Source organism: Novosphingobium sp. BL-S-19, assembly GCF_055521675.1.
In genome coordinates this window covers 1088170-1112775 of the sequence record NZ_CM145497.1, presented here as the reverse complement: position 1 = coordinate 1112775, position 24606 = coordinate 1088170, and the positions used below count along the sequence as shown (strand labels likewise).

The following is a 24606-nucleotide window of genomic DNA, read 5'->3' as shown; positions in this document are numbered from 1 at the left end:
ACAGGGCGCTTTGCCAGCCTCCAGTTCCATCATCGTTCTGGCCGGGAAGAGGATCGAAAAGACTGCCAGTCCTTCCGAGCGGGCCAACGCCAGTGAGGCCAGAAACGGTGCTGTCGGCGCTGTCTTGTCCGGCCCCATTTTGGCCCGGAAGGCCTGCCAATGAAGGCGTATTTTTATGCCCGGAGCGATAACCCAAGAGACCGGCAGCTAAGCTATTCAATCCTGCATCAGCGTTGCCCCCATGGCCGGGTAGACCACTTAGGTCCGGCTTACTCCCCACCCCATTTAGTGACGTTGTTGATGGTAATTCGGCAAAATGGTCCCGAGCTGCAGCGACGTTCCTGATCCATTCGTCTCCGTCGATTTTCCCAAGCTGTCCTGGCTTAAGGATCGAAAGCGATCGGCTGACCGGATCAAGAACCGGAACATGCTTCTGTTCGGCAAGGCGTGAGGCTGCTAGTTTCCCGGTACGGTTCAGGCAGACCCTAATTTCGCTAACGGTCAGGAACGGCCAAGCCGCGTTTAGTGCGCTGCAAGCGACGCTCTCCAGTCCTGGCGCGAAGCCGGAGCGATCGCATCGCGCGACGACTGCCCGAATAAATGCTACTTTGCTGCTCGGACCAGCACGTGACAGCTGTCCGGCAAGCTGCAATGACAGTTTTGCCCATGCGCTGAACGCGAGATCTCCAGATACTCTTTGCGCAAGTGACGACAGTACCACCCGGTCATGATTGTCAATGCGCGAGGCAATTTCCTGTAATGTTGACAAAACGCAAGATAGCGGAAGAATTGAATAAGCCTGATTAGATCGAAAAATTGGCCCTGTGGCAGTTTGCGCCAAAATTGTCCCAGCCACTCGATTCGGTCGAACACTGCCTTTCTTCTCTTGCCTTGGCATATAACATCCCTAACCGTAGAACTTAATCCCACAATCGACAATGTAATCGAGTTTTATGCAATGTCTTATTAGGGTAATCCCTGAATGCGTTAAATTCCCCAAAGCGAACCACGTTTGGGCGATGAACGACGCCGCTATCATCGACCTGACCTCGCCGTTCATCGATAACGAGGAGTGAGATGCATCGCGGCGACACGTCGCGGGTGGACACGGTACGTCGCACGATCACCAGCGTTGTGCCGCACGTCGAAACCCTACGCATCGTTGGTCTGCCACCTCAGGTTTGCCGGCTGCTTTATCTCGCCTGCCAGAACCGGACAGTCTCTTCACGGCCATGAGTTGATGGATCGATCTCAGCTCGAACTGCCTGTCGGCAAGCGCCCGCATTTCAGCCCTATAACGGCCCTTCCGGCAATCCCGAAACCGGACGGTCAGTGCAGCCTAGGCAGCGCCAACGCGAATGGTTTGCGGGAGAGCGGTCAGGCCGGTTTCAGACAGAGTTGGGCGTCCAGAATGGGAAAGCGGTCCGTCCGCACCTGGGAACGAAAAACTCGCTGCTGAATGACCTCAAAGGGTCGATTTCTGCCGCCAACGGTTGCGGTCGGACGCTTACGGTCGGGTGCGGAAGGGGCTTCAGGGTACCCGTCGAGGGAATGGCTTCCAGGCGCCCAAGCCGTCCATTCGGCAGTCATTTTGCCGACCCTGAAAATGGACGGTGAGTTCTGTTAAAGAAGCGTCCGGACGAATGGCTGAAATGGCGAATTGGCTAGCCAGTCCGAACGGCTCGGCGTAAATTCCGACGCTGATTGTCGCGCCTTATCACCGCAAAATGTTACCACGCGGCAGGTCATGCCATCCCGGGCGGGTTTGATTTTCAGGAAAGCGCCCTAGGCCACCGACTCATTATGGCGCAGCCAAATTCGGATGGAGGCGAGTTGGACTGAAGCGAGGAAGTTGTCGTCTCGCTTGTCGTAGCGGGTTGCGACGGCGCGGAATTGCTTGAGTTTGCTGAAGAAGCGCTCGACGAGGTTGCGATATCGATAAAGGAAGGCGCTGAAGACGGGACGGCGCTTGCGGTTTGGCATAGGCTTTATGTTGGCCCAGACGCCGCGAGCGGCCATCTCGATCCTGAGCGCGTCGCTGTCATAGGCACGGTCGGCGAGCAACACGTCGCCATCGGTCAGAGTGCCCATCATATCGGCAGCGCTGCGGCCATCATGCGCTTGGCCAGCGGTGAGTTTGAGTGCGATCGGCAAGCCATTGGCATCGACTAGCGCATGGATTTTGGTCGTCAGGCCGCCGCGCGAACGACCCATGCAACCGGGTCCCCCTTTTTATCACCATTGGCACCGTGCTGGTGAACCCGGATCGAAGAGCTATCGATCATCTGCACATCGCCTTCGTAAGCCACTGACACCGCTTCCAATATTCGAGCCCAATGGCCGGCCCTGCGCCAGCGGTTGAAACGGTTCACGCACGTCGTATGCGGTCCATATCGCGCCGGAATATCCGCCCAGGGAGCGCCCGTGCGCAACCGCCAAAAAATGCCATTGAGAACTCGCCGGTCATCAACACGCGGAACCCCTCGCACCTTCGTCGGCATTAACGGCTCGATCACCGACCACTCGAAATCCGTCAAATCGAACCGTGCCATCTCAATTTCCTTCCCGGAGAATGAATCAGATCGCCACCCCTTTTGGAATCCCATTTATGGGTATGTGACCTAGTGACGGGAGAAGCGCGCGCGGTGGGTTGTCGGGGTGGAGTTGAGGTGGCGTTGGAATGCGCGTCGAAGCTTCTGCTCGTCACCGTAGCCTGATTGGACGGCGACACTCTTGAGCGGAAGATTCGTCTCTTCAAGGGCCCTGCATGCAGCCTCCAACCGCATCCGCTCGACCGTTTTGGCAGGCGTTTGACCAACCTTTTTCAAATAGGTGCGCGCGAAGGTGCGCGGAGCCATGCCTGCTTGGTCCGCAAGGCGGGGAACCGACAGGTCCGATGCGAGATTGGCGGCCATCCAGGCGTGCAGCTCGACGAAACCGTTGTCTCGTGTCTGCGCGGCAAGGGGTACGCTGAACTGCGATTGCCCGCCCGCTCGCTTCATGAACACCACCATCTGCCGTGCGGCATCGATCGCTACTCGCGGGCCGAAATCTTCCTCGATAAGGGCAAGCGCAAGGTCAATGCCAGAACTGACACCCGCGGATGTCCATAACGACCCGTCCCGAATGAAGATGCTGTCCGCATCAACTTCGAGCGTGGGATGTCGCCCCTTCAACTTGTCCAGCCATGCCCAATGCGTCGCCACCTTGCGACCATCGAGTTGACCTGCCGCCGCCAATAGAAACGCACCGGTGCACACCGAACACAGACGCCGTACCGAGTCCGCGCGAGCGAGGATGAAGTCGCGCAGCGCCGGGTCGACGTCGTATTCGTCACCCCAGCACCCGCCCGGTGCGATCAGCGTGTCGATCGGCAAGTCTGCGAGAGACGCAGTCGAGACCGTGACCACGGGCAGCCCCGAACTGGTGACGATCGCGCCACCGAAACCTGACGCGACAATCGTCTCATAGCGGGCGACATCTCCCACAGCGGCGCTCCGATTGGCAGTGACGAGCGCCTGTAGCGGTCCGGCAAGGTCTAGAAGGTTCATACCGTCATGGGCGAGGAGGACCACCCGCAAGGATCGTGCCGTGCGTCCAACAGGCATGTCGATGGCAGCGTCAATCATGGAAGCCGGGATACTCGAATCCGAGTGCTACGCCATAGGCCGTCTGCCTGCCGTATGACCGGGCGATATCGGTCAGTACGTTGTCCAGGGCGAGTGCAGGCTTGTCGGTGGGAACTGCTACGGTGCGCATATTCTGTCCCTCGGCAGGAGCATCGGGCAGAACGGTCAAGCCGTGCAGTGTCTGCACGGGCGCCTGACCGGCACCGATTGCATAAGCCCGCGCCCGGCCGGTGCGGCTATAAGCGTCAGCTGCAAACGCCAAAGCGACCTCGTCCACGCCCGTGCTGACCGGAAACCCGAAGGCCTGCGTCTTGTGGAACCAGCGATTGAAATATTCTGTCACTGCAAAAGCCGACAGATTGCGGCCGAGTTTTGGATGAAAACGCCGACTGTCATGGACCAGGCTCCAGTCCGATGCGCCGATCTTCGATGCAATCGAAGCGGCGCGCTCATGCCCCACAATCGCCTCGACCAGTGCCAGTGACGTGGGTATGGCGGCACTGATCCCCGCGCTGGAAACTATCGTTCCATCCGCAACGTAGCGGCGGTTATCGACCCAGTGAATATTTGGATATTGCTTGCGGCGATAGCCTGCCGTTGCCCAATGCGCAGTGGCGCGATGTCCGTCCATCACGCCGCTGCCAGCAAGCACGAGTGCGCCGTCGCAGATGCTCACCAGCGTAGCGCCCTTCGCCGCCTGCTCCCGGATCCAGGCAAGCAAGGCAGGGGCATCGCGCCGGGATACCGCCGGGACCACCACATAGTCTGCCCCCTCCGGATATTGCCCATCGAATTCGGCCGTGGAGGCCTGCGGCTGAAGGCGTAGGGCAGGTCGCATCGTCATCGGCTCTTGCTTGGTCGCAACCGCGATAACCTCTCCGATATCGGCTTCGCGCAGAATTCCGTAAGGGATGACATAGTCGGTCAGTTCGGTTCCACTGTTCTCTCCGACGACGGCGATGACAGGCCGCGTGCGGCCAATGCGCGCCTGATAGGGCGTGATACGCTCGTCGACTGTTTGCGGGGCGGCACGATTCTGTTTGGCCGTTGCGCTCGCTGCCATTGAACCGCAACCGATGATCAGGCTTGCTGCGGAGAAGAGAGCCATTGAGGCGCGAACACTGCGGTTGAAATACATGATAGAGCCGTTCCGAGTGAAAGTAGCTACTCTCATGGGCTTAAACACGGACCGCTCAAATGCCGATGTTCCGTCATTTTCTGCCAGTGTGGTCAGCCACAACCACGGCGGAACAGATCAAGCTCAACTTCGGATGGCAGCGGAATGGCACCTGTGCACATATCCCGGGCGAAAAGCTGTCGCGCAGAAAACGGCCATCTTGAGCACCCAGGATCGCAAAGCGGACGGGCTGCACCTAAGAGTCGAAAATTAAGGGCTGAAAGTCTTGAATGGGTCGGCCCTTCTCTCACGCGTTCTACCTGTGGCCATCATGGCCCTAGGAGATGTGTCATGGGACTATCAGAGTTTGATCCCGCCGCTCGCGACCGGGTATCATGGAACGCTGGGCGGAAGGTTGGCGCGAAGCGAGCGCTCAAACCCCGTCAAATCTGGGCAATCCGTTTCTTTCTCGATCAGCATGAACGAGTTCGGGACAGAGCCCTCTTTGACCTCGCCGTAGATAGTAAATTGCGCGGATGCGATCTGGTGAAGATCAGGATCAGCGACATCGTTTGTGACCGGAAAATTCGGACGCGGGCAACGGTGGTTCAGCAAAAGACCGGCAGGCCAGTACAGTTTGAACTGATGGACGATGCTCGTGCCAGCCTACTCAAATGGCTGGAACTGCGGGGTGGGTCCTTGGAGGACTTTGCTTTCCCTAGCCGAACCGATCACGCGGCCCACATAAGCACCAGGCAATATGCTCGCCTTGTTGACGAATGGGTCACGGGAATCGGACTGCCCTGCGAAGATTATGGCACCCACTCTCTGCGGCGAACCAAGGCGTCGATCATCTACAAGGCGACTGGAAATCTCCGCGCCGTCCAGATTTTGCTTGGGCACACGAAGATCGAAAGCACGGTCAGATACCTCGGCATGGACGTGGAGGATGCTTTGACGCTCGCAGAAGGCACTGAAATCTGAGATTGGCTGGCTCCTTGCGGGTGCGAGGAGCCAGGCCCTTGCCGCTACCGCCTATTCTCAGCCATTCAGCGGTTGGGTAATCGATCTTGAAATCCGCCGGTTATGGAAAATGGGGCCGATCAACAGAATGAGTTCGCTCTGGCAAAAATAAACGAAATATCGTTTGGTCGGCTCGGTGCATCGAGAGTGTCCCGCCATGGGCATGGGCGATCTGGCGCGCGAGGCTGAGGCCGACGCCGGTGCCTTCAACCTTGGTCGTGTGGAACGGCCGGAAAATCGCGTTTTCATTGCCGGGCGGGATGCCGTTACCGTTATCGCGCACTTCGACTACCAGACCCGCGTCCGAGCGGTGCACGGCGATCTCGATGCGTGCACCGCCGCCGCGATCGGTCGTCGCCGCTTCCGCGCCGTTCTGGATCAGCGCCCAGAGAGCCTGACTGACCTGATCGCGGTCTACCGGCCATGACGATACATCCGCCACATCAAGTGAAAGCGCCACTTGCGGCCAGCGGACCTCGAACAGCCGGGCAATGTCCCCGACCAGTTGCATGACCGGGACCGGACGGATGCTCGGCTCGGGCAATCGCGCCAGCAGGCGGTAACCTTCGACGAAACGTTGAAGCCCTTCCACATGGCGAGTCAACGTGCCCATGATTTCGCGCAGCAGCGGCTTGTCCGTAACCGGACGATCGATGGCGGCAAGACCGCTTTCGGCCAGCGAGGCGACCGGGGCGAGGCCGTTCAGCAATTCGTGGCCGAGGACCTGGATCATTTCTGCCGTCGCCCGCGCTTCCGCCGCGCGTTCTTCCTGCTCGATGTCGATAAGGGTAACCACGGCGTGGTTTTCTGCCGGCAGTTGGACCCGATCGATCCGCCAACTGCGTCCTTCGTGGCGGAAATGGCTGGTCTCGCCATCGGTCAGCGCAGTCGGCAAGGGCAGTACTCTGTCGTCGGTCGCGAAAATCCGTCGCGCCGCCCGGTTCAGCGCCCGCGCACTCCCGCCCTCAATGGCGAGCATCGGCGTGGGTGCGGCATCGAGCAAAAGGCGATGTGAATCGATCCGCTTTGCCAAGGGCGCCGCTGTCATGGCTACGGGCGCTCCGTCGAGGCCGGAACGCCAGGCGTGAAGCAGCACGATCCAGACCGCGACCAACCCGGCTCCGGTCAGCGTGCCCCACATGCCCCGGTGCCAGGCCTCGCTCGCCACCACACCGCTGAGCGCAAGCGCGATACCGGTCAGGATCGCTCGTAACCTAGAGCCCATAGCGCGCCATGCGGCGATACAGAGCCCCGCGGCTGAGCCCCAGAGCACTGGCAGCGTGCGTCACATTGTGGCGGTGTTCGCGCAGGGCCGCCTCGATCATCGACTTTTCGGCATCGGTAAGGTCGAAACTGGCTTCCACCACGCCGCCAGCGACCTGCAGCACGGGCGATGCCAGCGCGGCAGCATCGATCGTGCCGTTTTCCGCCAGTAGCACCGCGCGTTCGATGGCCAGAGCAAGACCGCGCACTTCATCCTCCCACACCGTCGCGCGGATCGCCTCTTCGGCCGCTGCCGTCAGCTGGGGCGTGGGCCGCGCGAAGCGTTCCGCCGCCAGGCGCGCAAAGTGCCGGGCCAGCAGGACGCTATCGCCCTCTCGCTGGGCGAGCGGCGGCATAGGGATTTCGATAGTCGCGATGCGCCGCCGCAAGGCCGGCGTCAGCGCGGTGAGATCGTCAGCAATCGCAATACAGCGGACGGAAGGCGGCAGACGATCCAACAGGCGCGCCTGTGCCACTTCACCGAGCTTGTCAGGATAGCGCAGGATCACTGTACCGCTACTGTCCTGCAAACGGGACCACGCACTCTCATCGCGCAGATCGATCCTTGGCGGCTGCCCCAAGGCCTGCCCCGAAGCTGCATGGACAGCCATTGCCGTAAGCGTGCGTCCGCTACCGGACGGTCCGGTTACCGTCACCCCGGCAGGCGTCGGCCCAACGCGCTGGATAAGTTCGCGCAGAGCCTGCATCGCCGTGCTTTCACCCAGCAAGCGAACGGGTTCTGCATCGACCGCCGTGAAAGTCGGGACGGGGCCGGCAGGTGCCTCACGCGCAACGGCAGCCTCCACTTTGGCCACGAGTTCGCTGTTCCGCCAAGGCTTCATGACAAAGTCCCGCGCCCCCGCCTGCATCGCCGCAACCGCGATCCGGATGCCGCTGTGCGCGGTAATGACGACAACACAGGCTGCCGGATCGTCCGCCATGATCCGCGCGAGCAAGGCGAGCCCTTCCTCTCCGTTCGATTGGCCGGGGGTAAAATTCATGTCGAGCAGGATGGCGTCGAACCGCCGACTGGCAAGGCGCGATAGCGCCTCTTCCGGTCCGCCGGCAGTATCGAGCCGGCGCCCGGCCATGCGAAATGCGATCGCCATGGCCCCAGCCACGGCAGGGTTATCGTCGATCAGGAGAATCGCACCGTCGCTTGACAGGCCGCCCGACTGTCCATTTGCGGACAGTGTGTTCGCCAGCGGACGGTCATCGGAACCGGCATGTTCAAAAACTCCAGCATTCATCGGTGTTTAGGCTTTCCGGCGGAGATGAGTGACACTGCCTCCATGATGACCGAACAGCCCGTACATGCAACCGTTTCCCCCGGCGCGGAGATGGATCGCAAAGTTGAGCGCCGCCGCGCTCCGCTATGGCGGCGGCCCGCCGTTCTGGCGATTGCCGGGAGCGTGGTGGCTGCGGTGCTGCTTTGGCAGTTGCTCCCCGCCAGCGGATCGACCGAAATTGCTGCTGCCCAGATCGAAACCGGCACCGTAAGCCGCGCGCCTTTCGCCGACTATCTGCCGGTGCGCGCGACGGTCGCACCGAAAGTCACCACGCTGGTCGGCGTGCTCGCAGGTGGGCAGGTTGAGAAACTGCTCGTACAGGACGGCGCCATGGTTTCCGAAGGTCAGCCGCTGGCCTCGCTGGCTAACCCCGAACTCCGGCTCGACGTGCTGACCCGCGAGGCGCAGATCGCCAGCCAGCTTGGCGGCGTGGCGGGCGAAAACCTCGGCATCGAGCGCAATAGCATCGACCGCGCCGGACAGGTCGCGCAGGCCAATTACGATCTCATCAAGGCGCGGCGCGAACTGGCGATCCGCCAGCAACTCTACGATCAGGGTTATCTCTCCGATGCCGGGGTGCGCAGCTATGCCGAAGAGGCTGACTACCAGCAGAAGCGACTGGCCCAGTTGCAGTCGGGCAGCGCGCGGGAGGCGGGCATTACCGCCACGCAAGGCGCGCGCCTGAACGACACCCGCAGCCGCCTCGAACGCAATCTCGCCGCCGTGCGCGCCAGCCTCGATGCGCTGACGATCCGCGCGCCGATGGGCGGCCGCCTCACCAACTTCACGATCCAGCCGGGACAGGCGCTGAAACCGGGTGATCCGGCCGGGCAAGTCGACAGCGAAGGCTCGTGGAAGCTGACCGCCGATGTCGATGAATATTACCTTCGCCGCGTGGCCGTGGGCCAGAAAGCCGCCGTGGACGGCGCCCGCCTGACCGTCTCGAAAGTCCTACCCGCCGTGAAGGACGGCCGTTTCCGGACAGAGCTTGACTTCACGGGCGCGCCGCCCGCCGGGCTCAATCGCGGACAAACGCTCGATATCCGCATCACTCTGGCCAGCACCGCGCCTGCGCTGGTCGCTCCGGTCGGCGGCTGGCTGGAAACGGGCGGCGGCACCTCGGTCTTCGTGCTCGACGCCGATGGCGCCCATGCTCGCCGCCGTGCGGTGAAAACCGGTCGCCGAAATCCCGAACAGGTCGAAATCCTCTCGGGCCTTCAGCCAGGCGAACGCATCGTCACCTCCAATACTTCGTCGATCACCGGCGACATCCTCAATCTCCGCTAACAGGGAACTATGCTCATGATCCGTCTGGAAAATATCCAGCGCCGCTACGTGTCCGACGACGTGGAGACGACCGCGCTTCGCGATATCGACCTTGAGGTCGCTGCTGGCGAATTCCTCGCCATCATGGGGCCTTCGGGCTGCGGCAAGTCCACCCTGCTCAACACGCTGGGCACGGTCGACCGGCCCACCGGCGGCCGCTATCTGTTCGGCGAACAAGATCTGGCCGCGATGGGCGAGAAGGATCTGGCGAAGTTTCGCGGCTCCACGCTCGGCTTCGTGTTCCAGAGCTTCAACCTGATCGACGAACTGACCATCGAGGAGAACGTCGCCCTCGGCCTCGCCTACCGCGCCAATGGCGGAGACCGCCGCGCACGCGTCTCGGCGGCGATGGACAAAGTCGGCATCGCCCATCGCGCACGCCACTTCCCGCACCAGCTTTCAGGCGGCCAGCAACAGCGTGCGGCGATCGCCCGCGCCATCGTCGGCGATCCCAAGCTGATCCTCGCGGACGAACCGACCGGCAACCTCGATACCGCCAATGGCGAGCAGGTGATGAATATCCTCCAGGCCCTCAACGACGAGGGCGCGACCATCGTCATGGTCACCCACTCGCCCAGCCATGCCGACATGGCAAAGCGCCGGATCGACATGCTCGACGGGCGCATCGTCGCCTCGGCCATGCGATCGATCTGAGGGGGCCAAGGATGAACCGCTTCGCCCTGCTTTCGCTCTACCGCTCGCTCACTCGCCACAAGCTCTATGCCGCGCTCAACGTCGGCGGACTGGCGGTGGGGATCGCGGTGTTCCTCGTCCTCAGCCTCTATGCCCGGTTCGAGACCAGCTACGAAAAATGGCTGCCCCGCCATGACGGCATCTATGTGGTGCAGACCGTGTGGAACATACCGGAAAGCCCGTTCAACGGCGCCTATTCCTATACGATGGGCGGTCTGCTGGAACAGATGCGCGAGGATTTTCCCGGTATCGTCGGCACCCGCATTCTCGGCGGCGAGGGCGGCGGCGCCGTCATCCGGGGCGGCGCGGCGCATACCGTCGATCTGGCCCTCGTCGATCCCTCGTTCTTCGAGGTGTTCGATCTTCCCATGCTAAGCGGCAGTGGGAAGGCCCTGGAACAACCTGGCAATACGCTGATCAGCGAGACCCTCGCGCGGCGCTATTTCGGAGAAAGCGATCCTATTGGCCAGGTGCTGACGATCGGCACCGACAGAACCGAAAACTTCCGTGTTGCGGGCGTGTTTCACGATCTGCCGAAGAACAGCGACCTGAAGCTCTCCGTTCTCGTGCCGATGCGTAAGGGAGCGCTGAACGATAATTGGTACAATTGGGGTGGCACGTCCGTCAAAACCTACCTGCGTTTCGGCACGCCCGCCGATGCCCGCGCCTTCGCGCAGAAGCTGCCAGCCTTTGTAGACCGCCGCGCGCTCAAGGACTTGGGAAAGGATGCATGGAAAACGCTGCAACTCTCCTTTCTTCCCATCGCCAAGGCACATCTGGAGCCTGAAGGACGTGCCAGCGCTTCGGGAAAAATTACCGTCGTCACCCTCGCCATCGTCGGTCTGCTGACCCTGCTGGTCGCCATCGTGAACTATGTGAATCTGGCCACGGCTCGGGCCAATATGCGCGCACGCGAAGTCGCCATGCGCAAGGTCCTCGGCGGCGACCGCAATGCCCTTGTGCGACAGTTCCTCAGCGAAGCCATGCTGACCGTTGCCGTGGCGGCGCTGTTCGGCCTGATCCTCGCCGAACTCGGCCTGCCGCTGGTCAATGCCGCAGGCGGGCTCTCGCTCGCCATTCCCTATGGGCAGGTTGTTCCCGCGCTGGCGCTGCTGATCATTGTCGTGGGACTGGCTGCCGGTTTCTACCCTGCCATCGTGCTTTCCCGCTTCCCCGCCGCAGCGGTCCTCGCCTCGGCCAGAAGCCCCGGCGGAGGACGATCCGGAATCCGCCTGCGCGAAGCGCTCGTCGTTCTCCAGTTCAGCCTCGCGATAGCCTTCATAATCGCCACGACCGTGCTGGTTACGCAGACACGCCATGTCCGCCAGTCCGATCTCGGCTTCCAGCGCGAGGGATTGCTGGTGGTGCGCTCGTTCGCCACCGATCTCCTGGACGCTGCGCAGCGCCGCGCGATTGTTTCCGAGATGCGCGCTTTGCCGGGAGTTCGCGGCGTCGCCATCGCCAACAGCGCGGCAGGCGGCAGCGGCGAGAACAACGCCATCAATGTCCCGCTGCCCGGCGTCGCGGGATCCGGACCTTCGCTGCGCTGGATCGCAACAGGCCCTGATTTCTTCGCGGTCTACGGCGCGAGGCTGCTCGCCGGGCGGCTGTTCGACGAGGCGCACCGCGACGACGATGTCCGCTCCCACGGTTCCGGCGAAACAGACAACATCGTCATCAATCGCCGTGCCATCTCCACGCTGGGCTTCCGCTCCGCGCAGGATGCCGTGGGCAAGACCGTCGGCGGCGGCACCCCGCGCACGATCATCGGCGTCGTCGAGGACATGCGTTTCTTCTCCCCGCGCGAGCCCAACAGCGCGGCTTACTATATCTATTATCGCGAGCCGGAGAGACTCAGCACGCCGGTCGTCTCCGTGCGTTTCCAGGGCGATCCGCGCGAGACAATGGAACGCCTGCGCCAGCTGTGGCAGCGGATGGCCCCGCAAGTGCCGTTCGACTCTGCAACCGCCGACACCGAACTTGGCAAATTCTACGAGGCGGACGAGCGGGCGACGCGGCTTTTCGCCATCGGCGCAGGCCTTGCCGTGCTCATCGGCTGCGTGGGGCTCTGGGGGCTGGCCTCGTACAACACCCAGATGCGGATCAAGGAAATCGGCATCCGCAAGACGCTGGGCGCGTCCTCCGGCGATATCGCCAAACTGCTGGTCGGCCAGTTCCTGCGTCCAGTGCTGCTGGCCAACCTGCTTGCCTGGCCGCTTGCCTTCGCGGCGATGCGGACCTGGCTGGCCGGGTTTGACGACCGCATCGCGCTTTCCCCGCTCTTCTTCATCGGGGGAAGCCTGTTGGCGACAGTGATCGCGGTGCTGACGGTTTTGGGGCAATCGCTTCGCGCCAGTCGTGCGGCTCCGGCCTGGGCGCTTCGTCATGAATAAGCGAGCGGTATGGTTGGTTGCCCTGCTGATCGCCTCTCCGGCCTCGGCGGAGACACTGGGTGATGCTATCGCGGCAGCATACGAAACCAATCCGCAGCTTGCCGCCGCCCGTGCTCGGCAGGAAGCCTTAGCCGAAACGCCCGAGCAGGAGCGCGCGCTGGCCCGCCCGACGCTGTCGGTCGATGGCGACACCGGTTACGACCGTCAGGGCTATGGCAAAGCAGCATCGCTGACTGCGAATGTTGCTTTACCGATCTGGACCGGCGGCCGGGTCTCCTCGGCGGTGCGTGCCGCAAACGGCGATGTATCGGCAGGAGAGGAAGGGCTGCGCGACACCGAAGCTGCAATCCTGCAAGGGGTCGTCTCCGCTTATGCCGCGCTCCTCTACAACCAGCAGGCAGTGGAAGTGGCCCGCGTCGGCATCGAACGGCTCGACACGCAAGTAGCCGAAACCCGTGCTCGCTACGATCTCGGGCAAGCGACCCGCACCGACGTGGCGCAACTGGAGGCACAGCGCTCCACCGTCATCTCCAACCTGGCCGATGCTGAAGGCGCACTAGCCACAGCCGCGGCATCCTACCGGGCTGCGGTGGGGCGCGATGCCGGCACACTAACGGCGGAAGTCCCGCCACCCGCCGCGCTGCCCGCCAGCAAAGACGAAGCACGCCGGGCAGCGGAAGCGTCCAATCCCCTGCTGCTCCAGCAGCGCCTTGCGGTTGAAGCCTCCAGGGCACGTATCGATCAGGCACGGGCGGAGGGTGCGCCTTCCATTGATCTTGGCGGTGTCTACGGGCGAGGCGAAAAGCTTTCGAGCGGCAGTGTACGCGACTTTGAGAACGCCGCCTCGGTCGGGATGACGCTGCGGGTGCCCTTGCTGACCGGCGGCCTCGTTTCCTCGCGCTTCAGGCAAGCGGAGGCGAACAATCGGGCGGAGCGGTTCCTGGCCGACGCAGCCGAGCGCGAGGCCTTACGCGGTGTGGACACGGCTTGGGCAATGTTGACAGCGGCTCAAGGCAGGCTTCGCGCCAATGGCGAAGGACTTGCCGCCGCCGACCTCGCACTCAAAGGCGTTCGAGCAGAATATGGTTTCGGCTTGCGTTCGACGGTCGACATTCTCGTGGCCGACCAGAGTTTTCGCGCGGCGCAGCTCGCCGTCGCTCTAGCTAGGTCCGACGTGTTGGCGGCCGAGGCCGCTTTGCTGCGCGTGACGGGCCGGCTCGACAGAGCTGCGTACGAGTAGAACGATGAGACCTTATGACGCGCGGAGGTTGGCACAACGGCCATTCAACCACCTGTTGGCTCCTGAGGCTGATCGGTGCTGCCTGCGGCACCCGCCTTGGGGCAGAGGGGCTTTAATGCGGTCACTTGCCCACACGAGACATTCCGGAATCGGCCGGTACTGGGCGTCCCGATTGGAAAAGCTGCCGGTCCGAACTTGGGAAGCGAAAATCGTCCGTTGAACGTCCCTAAAGGGTCGAGCGCGGCAACGCGCTACTACGCGCGCCGTTCCTGCCTAATCGCTATTATTCCGCCAGTTACCCGGCCGCTCCGGACCGAAGGAAGTCGATCGTCTGCCGCTCGAAGGCTAGGGGATTTCGGGCAGCAGTCCGCAACATATCTTCATCCAGCGTCAACGCGATCTTGCCACCCGCGAGCATGAGGCCAGCATCGCAGGCGGAGGCCAATGTTCCAAGGTCATGGAGGGCGGTTATCAGTGTAAGGCCGCCATCAACCATTTGCCGTAGTACCTCGCGAAGATCGAAGATCGCGACGGGATCGAGCCAATTGAACGGCTCATCTAAGATAACGAGCCGGTGACAACCAGCGAACGCTGCGGCGACTGCGATCCTTTGCCGCATCCCGGCGGAGCAATCGCCAATCCAGCGCTCGAGCAATGGGGACAAGCCCAATGCTTCATGCAGTGCGCCAAGGCGGACGCGGACATCGTCCATATTTCCTCCGACGAGTTCGAGAACATCGCGCCCTCGCAATGCATCCGGAAGCTTGTCGGCCGGAGGAGAAAAGCCGAAAAACATCGCGCGCCCGGCTCGATCCCAAGTTTGTTCCTCGCCGTTCACCCAACATGATCCGGATGTGAACGGCAATCTTCCGGCGAGGGCCCGCAGCAGGCTGGTCTTGCCCGATCCGTTTGCGCCGATAAGGCCGAACCATGATCCACGCGCGACCGTCAGATCGACGCCTTGTATGACCCGCCGTCCATCACGCTCGACCGCTACATCGACGAGATGGATCGCGGATTTCATGCCAGCAACCATGTGTTTGCGCGGCCCTTGCGTTGCAGCTGCCAGAGCATGGCGAAGGCAACGATGGGGAAAGCAATCGGCATGAAAAAAGCAACGAACATGAGCAGTGCTGCGAATAGGGAGACGAGGAGATCGGCAAGCCGCTTGCCGTGCTGCCGGTATGCAAGGGTTCGTAAAGTCAGGAGAAACAGCGCCGCAGCGCATGCGGCAACAACGACGCCAGCTGCGGCCGGCCCGACGATGAGACAACTTCCCGGCATCGCTACAGCAAGGAATGACGCCATACCCCTGCTATGGAGAACAATGATGTGCGACGATCCATGCCCAACGATGGTCATGAAACGGACGGCACTGTCATCGACCATGGTCAATGTTAGGGTGAGCAGTATCGCTTCGATGCCGACGACAACCGTCAGTGCGTTGGTGTCCAGTCCCCACGCTGGCAGCACCGACAGAAACAAGATCACAGCCGCAATGACCCCGGCGATCGGACGGTGCAGCCAAGCTCGAATTGTCCATCCGGGGCGGGGCGTGCCGGTGACGCGCTTCGGTGTCCTGAAGCAGTTCGTCAGACCGGCGAGTAGCGCCCCACCTAAATAGGCGGGAACGCTCACGACCAGTAGTGACGGCCGGGCAGCCAGCGTTACCAGGATCAGTAGCGCCATTCCGACGCAGTGCCATGCCGCCATATAGCTTCGGCGCGTCCGTGGATGCAGAGCATCGGCCGCGAATAGTCCGTCAGAGACCTGGAACGCGAGACGCGTCAACACAAGGCGGCTCGCCCCGAGGCCGGTCATGGCAGCAGCCGCGAATGCAACCCACGCCGCAACCGTCCAAGACTGGTCGGCAAACCAGGAGCGTGCCACCGCCAAAGCGCCAAGTAGCATGACGACAGCAATCGCCCGATCACGCCATAGTGCGAACGTTATCCGTAGCGTGTTCCACCCGATCATCCTGTCTTGCCGAAACAAGCGGTTCACTTCGTATTCCGTAAGATAAGCGGCTGATACCTTTTGCGGCTCAGCACGTCTCCAGACCTGATCCGGGCAAACCTACTCATTATTTTCTGGGCGCCCTCGTGAATCCCAAACTCAATCATTGCATCAACTTAGCTCGGTGGAGTGCGTTGGCAACAATCCCTTATGTAGCACCTACAATCACGGGTCAGCGGCTTTCCCAGCGCTGCGCATGTAGGATAGAAAAGCGGCCTGTCTGATCCTGGAAAATAGAAATCGGCGATGGAGTGACCGGAACGGTCGACGGCGGGAGGGCTTCAATAGGTCGGATCCTCGCATTTCACAATGCAGGCATTCATGCTGAGATCGCCAATCTAAAAGGATTATCCTGATGCTCAACGGCCCCCGCCTCGCAACGCTCTCCGGCACGGCCCCCACCGGACTGGTGGTCCTGCTTCATGGATACGGGTCCAATGGCGAAGATCTGATCTCGCTGGCGCGCATGATCCAGCCCGCCTTGCCCGATGCGGCCTTTGTGGCGCCGAATGCCCTTTCGCAGATCCCTCACATGGCAGCCGCTTACCAGTGGTGGCCGATCGAGACCTTCTCGACGGCGGAACGTGCGGTCGGCGCGGCGGCTGCGGCGCCGGCTCTTGATGCTTTCCTTACTGCAGAACTCGAAGCGGCCGGGTTGACCGGCGACCGGCTGCTACTCATTGGGTTTAGTCAGGGGACGATGATGGCACTCCACGTCGGCTTGCGCCGGAAAGAAACCGTCGCCGGGATCATCGGGATTTCAGGCATGCTGGTCGCACCGGATTTGCTGGAAGCGGATATCCGCAGCCGTCCTCCGGTCCTGCTGATCCACGGTACGGAAGACGAGGTCGTGCCGTTCCGTTCCATGGATCTGGCCAACGCCGCACTCACGGCAACCGGCGTGCCCGTCGAGATGCACGTCTCGCCAGGGCTAGGCCACAGCGTTGGGCAGGATGGCCTTGAGGCAGCTGCGGCATTCGCCCGGACCGTGATCTGTTGAACACCGCGCGTCCACCCTTTGACGGTGGCAGATTTCAGGTGCCCGCCACGACGTCCATCTCGTCGAGAACATCCTGCGACAACCGCAGGTTCGCGGCCGCCATATTCTCGGTCAGATGCGCAACGCTCGAGGTGCCTAGGATCAGGAGCAGGTTGGGCGAACGCGCCAGCAGCCACGCCAGCGCAACCTGCAACGGGCTGGCATCGAGCCGCGCCGCGATCCGGGAAAGGGCATCCGACTGGATCGGGCTGAACCCGCCCAGCGGGAAGAACGGGACATAGGCGATCCCCTGGCCGGCTAGGTCTTCCAACAGCGCATCGTCGGCACGGTGGACGAGATTGTACTGATTCTGGACGCAGACCACCGGCGCAATCCTCTGCGCGTCGGCCACTTACGAAGGCGTGACGTTGCTGAGGCCAAGATGCCGGATCAGGCCTTGCTCGCGCAATTGCGCAAGCGTGGAGAATTGTACTTCGAGCGATCCTTCGCTCGGCGCGTGGTCATCGCCCATCAGCCTCAGGTTGACGACTTCGAGCTGCTCCAGGCCCAGATTGCGCAGGTTGTCGTGCACCGCCTGCGTCAGTTCGGTTGGGCTTTGCGCCGGGAGCCACGCGGCATCGTCGCCACGTACCGCGCCCACCTTGGTCACGATGATCAGACCATCGGTATAGGGATGCAGCGCTTCGCGGATGATCTGGTTGGTGACGTGCGGTCCGTAGAAGTCGCTCGTGTCGATATGGTTGACCCCGGCCTCTACTGCGGCGCGCAGGACCGCAATGGCGGCGGCGCGATCGCGCGGCGGGCCAAACACGCCAGGCCCTGCAAGCTGCATGGCGCCATAGCCCATCCGGCTGACGGTACGGTCGCCAAGTTCAAAGGTCTTCGCGGGTACAAGGTCGGTCATGTGCAAATCTCCTGAAGGTGCGACCAGGCATATGGACAGCTTGCCAACGATCGATAAGCCGTGCAAATCAGCACAGGCTGTACGAGAATTTGCACAATGGCGACTGAACTCGACGATCTATCGGCTTTCGTAGCCGTGGCCCGCGCAGGCGGTTTTCGCGAGGCCGCACGGGTATCGGGCGTTTCCGCATCCGGTCTCAGCGAAGCGCTTCGACGGCTGGAGGCGCGGCTGGGCGTGCGCCTGCTGCACCGCACGACGCGCAGCATCTCGACCACCGAAGCGGGCACCCGGCTGTTCGAGCGCCTCTCCCCCGCCCTGAACGAGATCAATGCCGCACTCGACGCCGTCCATGCCGAGACCGACCAGCCGGCCGGCACCCTACGGCTCAACGTCCCGGCGAATGTCGCCAGAACCGTCCTTCCCGGCATCCTGCCAACATTCCTGAAAGCGCATCCGCAGATCCGGGTGGAAGTGACTGTGGAAGACAGCTTCGTCGATATTCTCGCTTCCGGGGCCGACGCCGGCATCCGCTACGAGGAACGGCTGGAGCAGGACATGATCGCGTTACCGATCGGACCACGGTCGCAGCGGATAATCACGGCGGCGGCTCCGGCCTATCTCGATGTCCATGGCCGCCCTGCGCATCCCCGCGACCTTCTTCACCTCGCGTGCCTGCGCCTGCGCTTCTCCAGCGGCGCGCGGGCCATCTGGGAATTCGAGCGCGGCGACGAAGTGATCCGAATCGACCCGCCCGGCCCTCTCCTTATCCAGCCTGGTATGGCTTGCGACCTGCTGGTCGAGGCCGCGATGGCGGGGCTCGGTGTCGTACGGCTCTTCGAGGACTGGCTTGCCCCGGCCATGCAATCAGGGGCCTTGGAACGGATACTCAACGAATGGGACGAGCCGTTCTCGGGGCCGATGCTGTATTATTCCGGCCGCCGCCAGCTTCCGTCTCCGCTCAGGGCCTTCATCGACTTCACCCGGAAGGAGCCAGCTGCACCGCAAGCGCAAGGCTAACGACCGTCCGCTTGCAGCAAGATTTGCAATTAGGGCCTTCGCCCGCACTGATCTGAATGACCTCGATTGGTCGGCAACGCGCGGCAATGCCGCCGTGGAGCGGATTTGTCCCGCCGCTCGAAAGCGGTCATTCGTTCTGACTGGCCTCGTGCCCCTCCGGCGAAAAAAGCTGCCTGACGGCAGACGCCTATATTGCTGCCGTCCAGAACGCCTGATCAGGTCACCAAAAGCGGCCATTCCATGAGACGACAGATATCACGCAGGACAAAACCTCAGCATCGATATCTGCCGGTTGTGAGGAGCCCATGACCATCAACATTCCGGATCGCGAAGCAGGACTACGCGAGGAACAAAATATGGATGCATGCTCTCTCCACCAATACGGGCGCGGCGTAGTCGCAACGCACAAAAACTGCCTTTTAGGATTCCTCCGTTCTCGAGGTCACCGTCGCGTCGACCGTCGGGCAGTAGCTCAAAGTTCAGCCTCTCGCCGTCGCCAGCTCCACGGCTTGTTTCAGATCTTGCTGGCCGAATGGTTTGCCAAGCTTGATCATGCGCGATGGTGCACCGGCCGGTAGCTCGGCATAACCGCTCGCAAGAATGATCGGCAGATCGGGCAGCAGATCTATGGCTAGATCGGCCAGTTGGGTTCCAGTCATGTTCGGCATGGCCTGATCGGTGATCATCAGGTCCACGTCGGGTATTTTCTGGAGAAGTTCGAGCGCTCGCTGGCCGGAATGCGCCTCAAAGACTTCATGCCCCAGGTCTTCCAGCATTGCAGCGGTGTTCATCAGGATCAGGCCATCGTCGTCGACCGCAAGCACCTTCAGCTTTCTCGTCTCAGTAGGGATAGCGCGAACCGGAGCGATGGGTGCGGGCGCCTCCAAATGTGGCGTAGTAACGGGAACCCACAGCGTTGCTACCGTGCCTTGGCCGGGGGTGCTCTCGATCACGAAGCCGCCGCCAAGTTGCTTGGCGAAGCCATGAATCATCGAGAGGCCAAGGCCTGTCCCCTTCCCCACGCCCTTGGTCGTGAAGAAAGGTTCCGTGGCGCGGGAAAGCGTATCGGCATCCATGCCATGCCCGGTGTCGACAACAGAGAGGGTCACGAACGATCCCGCCGCCACCTCGCTCAACTCTCCATCGGTCAGCAGCTTTTGCCCGGCCTCAATCCGCACCGGTCCGCCAGCAGGCATGGCATCGCGGGCATTCACTACGAGATTGAGCAGCGCCATTTCGAGTTGGTTGGTGTCGACCATAACCGGCGGCAAACCGTAAGGTATGGCCAGTTCAAGCTGCCATGGCGGGCCTAGAGTCCGTACGATGAGGTCGCGGAAGCCGAAGACCAGCGTGCGAACATCGACATGTTCGGTGACGAGATCTTGCCGGCGGGCGAAAGCCAGCATCCGCTGGGTAAGTGCGGCCCCTCGGCGCGCACCCTGCTCGGCATTGCCGATCAGGCGGACTGCGGCTTCATCGAGAGGAACGCGCTTTCGTAGCAGTTCCAGACTGCTGGTTATCGCCATAAGTAGGTTATTGAAATCGTGCGCGATTCCGCCAGTCAGTTGGCCGATGGCCTCCATCTTCTGGGCCTGACGCAAGGCATCTTCCGCGCGGTGCCGCGTGGCGACTTCCTGCTGGACCCGCATTTCCAAAGTGTCGTTCAGTTCACGTAGCGCGGCTTCCTGCTCCTTGGCGGCAGTGACATCGTAGATCACGCCGACCAGCCGATAGCCTGCCCCTTCCCGGAAAACTTCGCCGCGCCGGGCTATCCACCGGTGGCTGCCATCGTCGCGGCGGGAGATCTGGAATTCCGCATCGAACCCGTCCTCGACGATGTCATCATCAGGGCCGGGAATAAGCCGTTCCCCCGCGTCGAGATGAACGCTGTTGATCGTCTGCACGGGCAGAACCGGCGCGGGGTGCAGACCCAGGAGCCGGCAGAACTCGTCCGAGACCATCGCCGTGGCAAAACCGTCCATGTACTCGAACGTGCCGACACCGCCTGCAGACTGGGCGATGCGCAACCTTTCTTCGGTGCGCTTGCGTTCGGTCACATCGACGAGGAGGCCGGTGAACCTGATCGGCTCATCGCTGTCGCTGATCAGGCCTTGCCCACGGGCGTGGACCCATAGGGTCGTCCCATCGGGCGCAACGACCCTGAATTCCTTGGAAAAGAACTCGGCGCCCGCAAGAATGCCGGCAACCGCAATGCGAACCCGCGCGCGGTCCTCGGGATGGATTGCTTTGAAAAATGCGCTGGTGGGCAGGCCCGCAATGCCGGTTTCGGGATCGATGCCGTAAAGCTCCGCAAAGCCTGCGTCGACGGTCAAACGATCGGCAACGATATCCCAATCCCAGGTGCCGCTGGCACCGGGAGCAATCGAAAGCAGGCTGATCGCGGGTTCGCTCATTATTCCCCGACGTCCTCGCCGACCACGCGCTCGATGAATTCACCCAGCAGATCCTTTAGCGTTGCGAGCGAAGGAAGGTCCATTATCATGGCAATATACCCGCGAATGTCCCGGCGGCGGACGGCAAAGTCGATATAGAGGAACAGGACGAGGCCCTCCCCCTCGCCCTGATCGGTGGTCTCGAAAAGGCTGGCCCCCGTGCCACGCAGCACTTCTGGAATGGTCATAGTCAGCGACCGCTTGAGCATGTTGGCCATCGTCGCCAGGCAGGAATTGAGGATGACATTGCCGGTTTCGGCAAGCGCCTCGTTCTCCATTTCCAGAACGTCTTCCGGTGAAAGCGCGTCGCCGGTAACCGCTCGTACCAGTTCAAGGCTGTTCGTCTCGGGGAAGATAAGGAGTGCCCGGCCGGAAAATGGGCCGGAAAAGTCCTGCCGCACGGCCACCAGATCGCTGACCTCGCGCTCACTGATGAGGCGGGCCGCGCGCTGTTGGTTCACGATCTCGATCGAGGGGACCGAAAGCAGAACCTGATCGCCGATCATCTTGCGCAGGCTAGAGGCAGCCCGACTAACGCCGATGTTGACGATCTCCGTCAGTGCATCGCGCTCAAGCTCGGCCAGGACAAGGGCGTCAGGCGTCATGCCCGTTTTGCCCGGAAACGCAGGGCAGCGCCGGATAGGAACGGCTCAAGCGCATCGGCGGTTACCGGCTTGGGAACGAAGCCCGCGCCGATCTCTCTCGCCCGCGCGACTATCTCGTCCTGAATGTTCGCTGTGATGATGGCGATAGGCATGTCGGGGAGGAGAACGCGCAACTCGCTCGCTAGTTCTAGTCCGTCCTTCTCCGTCATGTTAAAATCTATCAGCGCCAGATCGGGCGCCGTTTCCTCGATGATCTCAAGGGCCTGAGCAGCGCTTCCGGCCTCTACCTTTTTCCATTCGGGCTGGAGTTCGGCCAGCGCCTTTCCGGCGACGATCCGCGCTAGCTTGCTGTCATCTACGATCAATACGGTAACGGACATATGCAACTCCGGGATGGCCGCCTTAGGCGGACCTGTCAGTTATGAAAATTGCCATCGTCGGCGCCGTGGGACGCCAGAGGGGAAAGCAGACCGGCGGCCAGGGGGCACTCTGCGGGCAGATTGAGGATCGCCGGGCGGAGCGCAAACAGAATCTGGACCACGGCAAAGTGCATCCGCGTGGCCCCGGATAGATCCACTGGGCTGCGGCGCTGCGTTTCGAGCGCGCTGAGCAAGGCTTCGGCATCCTCGGCGGAGCATCGCCCTTCCAGTACGATGCGATCGTCTCCAAGCCTGACCGTCACGCCACCAGCTCCGGTATGTCGAGGACGATGAGGACATCGCCGTCGGGTGTCAGCGCGGATCCCATGACCCCGCGCATCGCCGCAAGTATTCCGCTCGGCGGTCGCAGCACGGTATCGATCCGCTCCCCGAAACCATCGACCTGCAACGCCACGGCCTCCCCGTTCATTCGGGTGACGACCAGCCGGGCATACGCACTCTCGCATGCCTCGGCATCCAGCAAATTGCCGAGATGAAGCACCGGGATCGTCCTGTCGCGCAGAACGCAGGCCAGCCCGCCACCCACCGGAAGCAAGGCGGTTCGATCGATCCGAACGGTTTCGACCACCTGTTCGAGCGAGAGCCCATAACGCTCCGCCGCCACTTCGACGACCAGCAAGCCGGTGGTAAGCGCATTACCTGGCAGATGAATGTGAAAATCGGTGCCAAGGCCGATCCGGCTGCGGACTTCGATAGTGCCCCGCAGAGCGGTGACCGCATTCTGCACGACATCCATTCCCACGCCGCGCCCGGAAACTTGCGAGACCGTTGCCGCCGTCGAGAATCCGGGTGCGAAGATCAGCCGTAATGCCTCGCAGTCGTCCAGAGTTTCGGCGCGTTCGGCCGCGACAAGGCCCCGGTCGACGGCCGTGCTCCGGATCGCTGCCGCGTTTATCCCGGCGCCGTCGTCGCTGAGCGTGACCGCGATCCTGTCGCCCTCACGCCGAAACGACAATGCGACGCCTCCGCGCTCTTCCTTCCCGGCCGCGCGCCGAATGTCCGGCGCTTCGATGCCGTGGTCAACGGCATTGCGCACCAGATGGAGCAGCGGTTCGAAAAGGCTGTCCGCGATCTGCTTGTCGACTTCCAGACCATCGCCGGTGATGGTGAGTTGGATACGCTTCCCCAAGCTCTCGGCGATTTCGCGCGCCATGCGCGGGAGACGCCGAAGCGCGGGTTCTAGCGGAACCATCCGCACCGCGCCGAGATCGCTGCGCAGCCTGCCGCTGGCACGCTCGATAGCCAGTTGAGCGCCGCGCAGCCGCGCGCCCAGCGCAGGATCCAGCCGCACGGCTTCTTCCGCAATGGGCCCCAGAGCGTTGATCGCCACAATCAGATCGCCCAATCCATCAGCCAGTAGGTCCAGCCGTCGCCCCTCCACGCGCAAGTAGGATCCGTTGGCTGACGGTTCGGACGCCAGTAGGTCCGCTGCAGGAGTACCCGACGCCACATGACCATGCGCGACCGGAATTGGCGCTAAGCTGACCTGCCCGGGTACAAGGCGAAACGCGCTGCGGAGCGCATCCTCAGGCGCGGCGCTCAAGCCTTCGAGCACGCTGAAGCACGAAAACGGCTCAAGCTCGGAAATATCCGGCCAGTCGGCATCGGCTGGCAGCACCGTCAGCGCGACAAGCTCGGGCACACCTTCCAGAACGGCCAGCGGATCCTCGCCGCGAAAGAAGCAATCTGCATCGGGTGTATAGCGGAAGGCGACCAAGGGACCGGCAGCGCCCGCAATCGCCGCGCTTTCGCGAGTTCGCAGCGTCTCGACCCACTCGGCCCCGCCATCGCTCGTTCCCACTGGCGCCAGTGGCGCATGAGCCCCCCCAACCGGCAACCGTGCCACTGCCGCTCGGCCCATGTCTTCCGCATCGTCCGGCAATCGGCCGACGCGCTCCATGTCGTCGATCCAGCGATCAGTCTGGTCGATGCATCCCAGCAGCCCTGCAATCGTGTCTTCGCTCAGCACACCGGGCTCTTTGCGCGCCCTATCGAGCAGATCCTCGGCGGCATGTAGCATCCGCTCCGCCGGAAGCAGCGAAAAGACGGCAACCGATCCCTTCAGGGTGTGGACTGTGCGAAAGGCGCTGTCGATGTGGGAACTGCTGGACGGATCCCGCGCGAGCGCAGCCAGGTCTTTCCCGGCCTGCGCAACAAGTTCGCGCCCCTCGATCAGGAACTGTTCGAGCATGTCGTCC

At 62.3% G+C, this 24606-nt stretch carries 19 protein-coding genes and 1 pseudogene; 7 read left to right on the top strand and 13 right to left on the bottom strand.

Going from position 1 to position 24606, the window contains the following annotated elements; all coding sequences use genetic code 11:
- Positions 1-1785: 1785 nt before the first annotated feature.
- The 3 genes from ACZ1JV_RS04815 to ACZ1JV_RS04805 all read right to left on the bottom strand — a co-directional run bounded on the left by ACZ1JV_RS04815 (position 1786) and on the right by ACZ1JV_RS04805 (position 4767).
- Positions 1786-2552, bottom strand: a protein-coding gene (locus ACZ1JV_RS04815; RefSeq protein ID WP_465148590.1) for an IS5 family transposase whose coding sequence is annotated in 2 segments (ribosomal slippage) — positions 1786-2231 and positions 2231-2552 — 768 coding nt in all. Because the reading frame shifts where the segments join, the coding sequence is not laid out codon by codon here.
- 69 nt (positions 2553-2621) lie between these two features.
- Positions 2622-3629, bottom strand: coding sequence for a GlxA family transcriptional regulator (locus ACZ1JV_RS04810; RefSeq protein ID WP_465148589.1), 1008 nt, complete (start codon positions 3627-3629; stop codon positions 2622-2624).
- A complete protein-coding gene (locus ACZ1JV_RS04805) occupies positions 3622-4767 on the bottom strand; it encodes a DJ-1/PfpI family protein (protein ID WP_465148588.1) in 1146 nt (381 codons plus the stop codon). The genes ACZ1JV_RS04810 and ACZ1JV_RS04805 overlap by 8 nt, the downstream gene beginning before the upstream one ends.
- A 330-nt stretch (positions 4768-5097) precedes the next feature.
- On the opposite strand from ACZ1JV_RS04805, the gene ACZ1JV_RS04800 reads away from it, so the two are divergent.
- Positions 5098-5730 (top strand): tyrosine-type recombinase/integrase, encoded by a 633-nt coding sequence (locus ACZ1JV_RS04800; RefSeq protein WP_465139753.1) that lies wholly within the window; start codon positions 5098-5100, stop codon positions 5728-5730.
- Between the two features lie 100 nt (positions 5731-5830).
- Here the strand turns inward: ACZ1JV_RS04800 and ACZ1JV_RS04795 are convergent, their stop codons facing one another.
- Together ACZ1JV_RS04795 and ACZ1JV_RS04790 are read right to left on the bottom strand one after the other, a co-directional pair.
- Positions 5831-7042: a sensor histidine kinase gene (locus ACZ1JV_RS04795; RefSeq protein ID WP_465148587.1), complete on the bottom strand. Its 1212-nt coding sequence runs from the start codon at positions 7040-7042 to the stop codon at positions 5831-5833.
- Positions 6984-8282, bottom strand: a complete 1299-nt coding sequence (locus tag ACZ1JV_RS04790; protein WP_465148586.1) for a sigma-54-dependent transcriptional regulator — start codon at positions 8280-8282, stop codon at positions 6984-6986. Before ACZ1JV_RS04790 ends, ACZ1JV_RS04795 begins: the two co-directional genes overlap by 59 nt.
- A 24-nt stretch (positions 8283-8306) precedes the next feature.
- Between ACZ1JV_RS04790 and ACZ1JV_RS04785 the strand changes: the two genes are divergently transcribed.
- Genes ACZ1JV_RS04785 through ACZ1JV_RS04770 form a run of 4 tightly spaced genes read left to right on the top strand, consistent with a single transcriptional unit; the run spans position 8307 to position 13973 of the window.
- Complete coding sequence (locus tag ACZ1JV_RS04785) at positions 8307-9608, top strand: efflux RND transporter periplasmic adaptor subunit (RefSeq protein ID WP_465148585.1); 1302 nt, start codon at positions 8307-8309, stop codon at positions 9606-9608.
- A 15-nt stretch (positions 9609-9623) separates the two neighbouring features.
- Positions 9624-10301: an ABC transporter ATP-binding protein gene (locus ACZ1JV_RS04780; protein WP_465148584.1), complete on the top strand. Its 678-nt coding sequence runs from the start codon at positions 9624-9626 to the stop codon at positions 10299-10301.
- Positions 10302-10312: 11 nt separating this feature from the next.
- A complete protein-coding gene (locus tag ACZ1JV_RS04775; protein WP_465148583.1) occupies positions 10313-12733 on the top strand; it encodes an ABC transporter permease in 2421 nt (806 codons plus the stop codon).
- Entirely contained in the window at positions 12726-13973 is a 1248-nt protein-coding gene (locus ACZ1JV_RS04770) for a TolC family outer membrane protein (RefSeq protein ID WP_465148582.1), read from the top strand. The genes ACZ1JV_RS04775 and ACZ1JV_RS04770 overlap by 8 nt, the downstream gene beginning before the upstream one ends.
- A gap of 295 nt (positions 13974-14268) precedes the next feature.
- Here the strand turns inward: ACZ1JV_RS04770 and ACZ1JV_RS04765 are convergent, their stop codons facing one another.
- Both ACZ1JV_RS04765 and ACZ1JV_RS04760 read right to left on the bottom strand, forming a co-directional pair.
- On the bottom strand, positions 14269-14997 hold the full coding sequence (locus ACZ1JV_RS04765) for an ATP-binding cassette domain-containing protein (RefSeq protein ID WP_465148581.1): 729 nt from the start codon (positions 14995-14997) through the stop codon (positions 14269-14271).
- Positions 14994-15977 (bottom strand): hypothetical protein, encoded by a 984-nt coding sequence (locus ACZ1JV_RS04760; protein WP_465148580.1) that lies wholly within the window; start codon positions 15975-15977, stop codon positions 14994-14996. Before ACZ1JV_RS04760 ends, ACZ1JV_RS04765 begins: the two co-directional genes overlap by 4 nt.
- A 367-nt stretch (positions 15978-16344) precedes the next feature.
- Here ACZ1JV_RS04760 and ACZ1JV_RS04755 point away from each other — a divergent pair, with 367 nt between their 5' ends.
- Complete coding sequence (locus ACZ1JV_RS04755) at positions 16345-16989, top strand: alpha/beta hydrolase (protein WP_465148579.1); 645 nt, start codon at positions 16345-16347, stop codon at positions 16987-16989.
- 34 nt (positions 16990-17023) lie between these two features.
- Here ACZ1JV_RS04755 and ACZ1JV_RS04750 read toward each other — a convergent pair.
- Positions 17024-17893 (bottom strand): annotated as a pseudogene (locus ACZ1JV_RS04750) (aldo/keto reductase family oxidoreductase).
- Positions 17894-17989: 96 nt separating this feature from the next.
- On the opposite strand from ACZ1JV_RS04750, the gene ACZ1JV_RS04745 reads away from it, so the two are divergent.
- Entirely contained in the window at positions 17990-18910 is a 921-nt protein-coding gene (locus ACZ1JV_RS04745; RefSeq protein ID WP_465148578.1) for a LysR substrate-binding domain-containing protein, read from the top strand.
- Between the two features lie 479 nt (positions 18911-19389).
- On the opposite strand, the gene ACZ1JV_RS04740 is transcribed toward ACZ1JV_RS04745, so the two are convergent.
- From ACZ1JV_RS04740 to ACZ1JV_RS04720, 5 genes are read right to left on the bottom strand one after another with little or no spacing between them, the layout of a single operon-like run.
- Positions 19390-21324 (bottom strand): hybrid sensor histidine kinase/response regulator, encoded by a 1935-nt coding sequence (locus ACZ1JV_RS04740; protein WP_465148577.1) that lies wholly within the window; start codon positions 21322-21324, stop codon positions 19390-19392.
- Positions 21324-21968 carry a chemotaxis protein CheX gene (locus ACZ1JV_RS04735; protein ID WP_465148576.1) on the bottom strand — a complete coding sequence of 215 codons (645 nt, stop codon included), beginning with the start codon at positions 21966-21968 and terminating at the stop codon, positions 21324-21326. The genes ACZ1JV_RS04740 and ACZ1JV_RS04735 overlap by 1 nt, the downstream gene beginning before the upstream one ends.
- Positions 21965-22348, bottom strand: coding sequence for a response regulator transcription factor (locus ACZ1JV_RS04730; RefSeq protein WP_465139646.1), 384 nt, complete (start codon positions 22346-22348; stop codon positions 21965-21967). The genes ACZ1JV_RS04735 and ACZ1JV_RS04730 overlap by 4 nt, the downstream gene beginning before the upstream one ends.
- A 35-nt stretch (positions 22349-22383) precedes the next feature.
- A complete protein-coding gene (locus tag ACZ1JV_RS04725; protein ID WP_465148575.1) occupies positions 22384-22650 on the bottom strand; it encodes a hypothetical protein in 267 nt (88 codons plus the stop codon).
- Positions 22647-24599, bottom strand: coding sequence for a chemotaxis protein CheA (locus tag ACZ1JV_RS04720; protein WP_465148574.1), 1953 nt, complete (start codon positions 24597-24599; stop codon positions 22647-22649). The genes ACZ1JV_RS04725 and ACZ1JV_RS04720 overlap by 4 nt, the downstream gene beginning before the upstream one ends.
- Between the last annotated feature and the right edge of the window lie 7 nt (positions 24600-24606).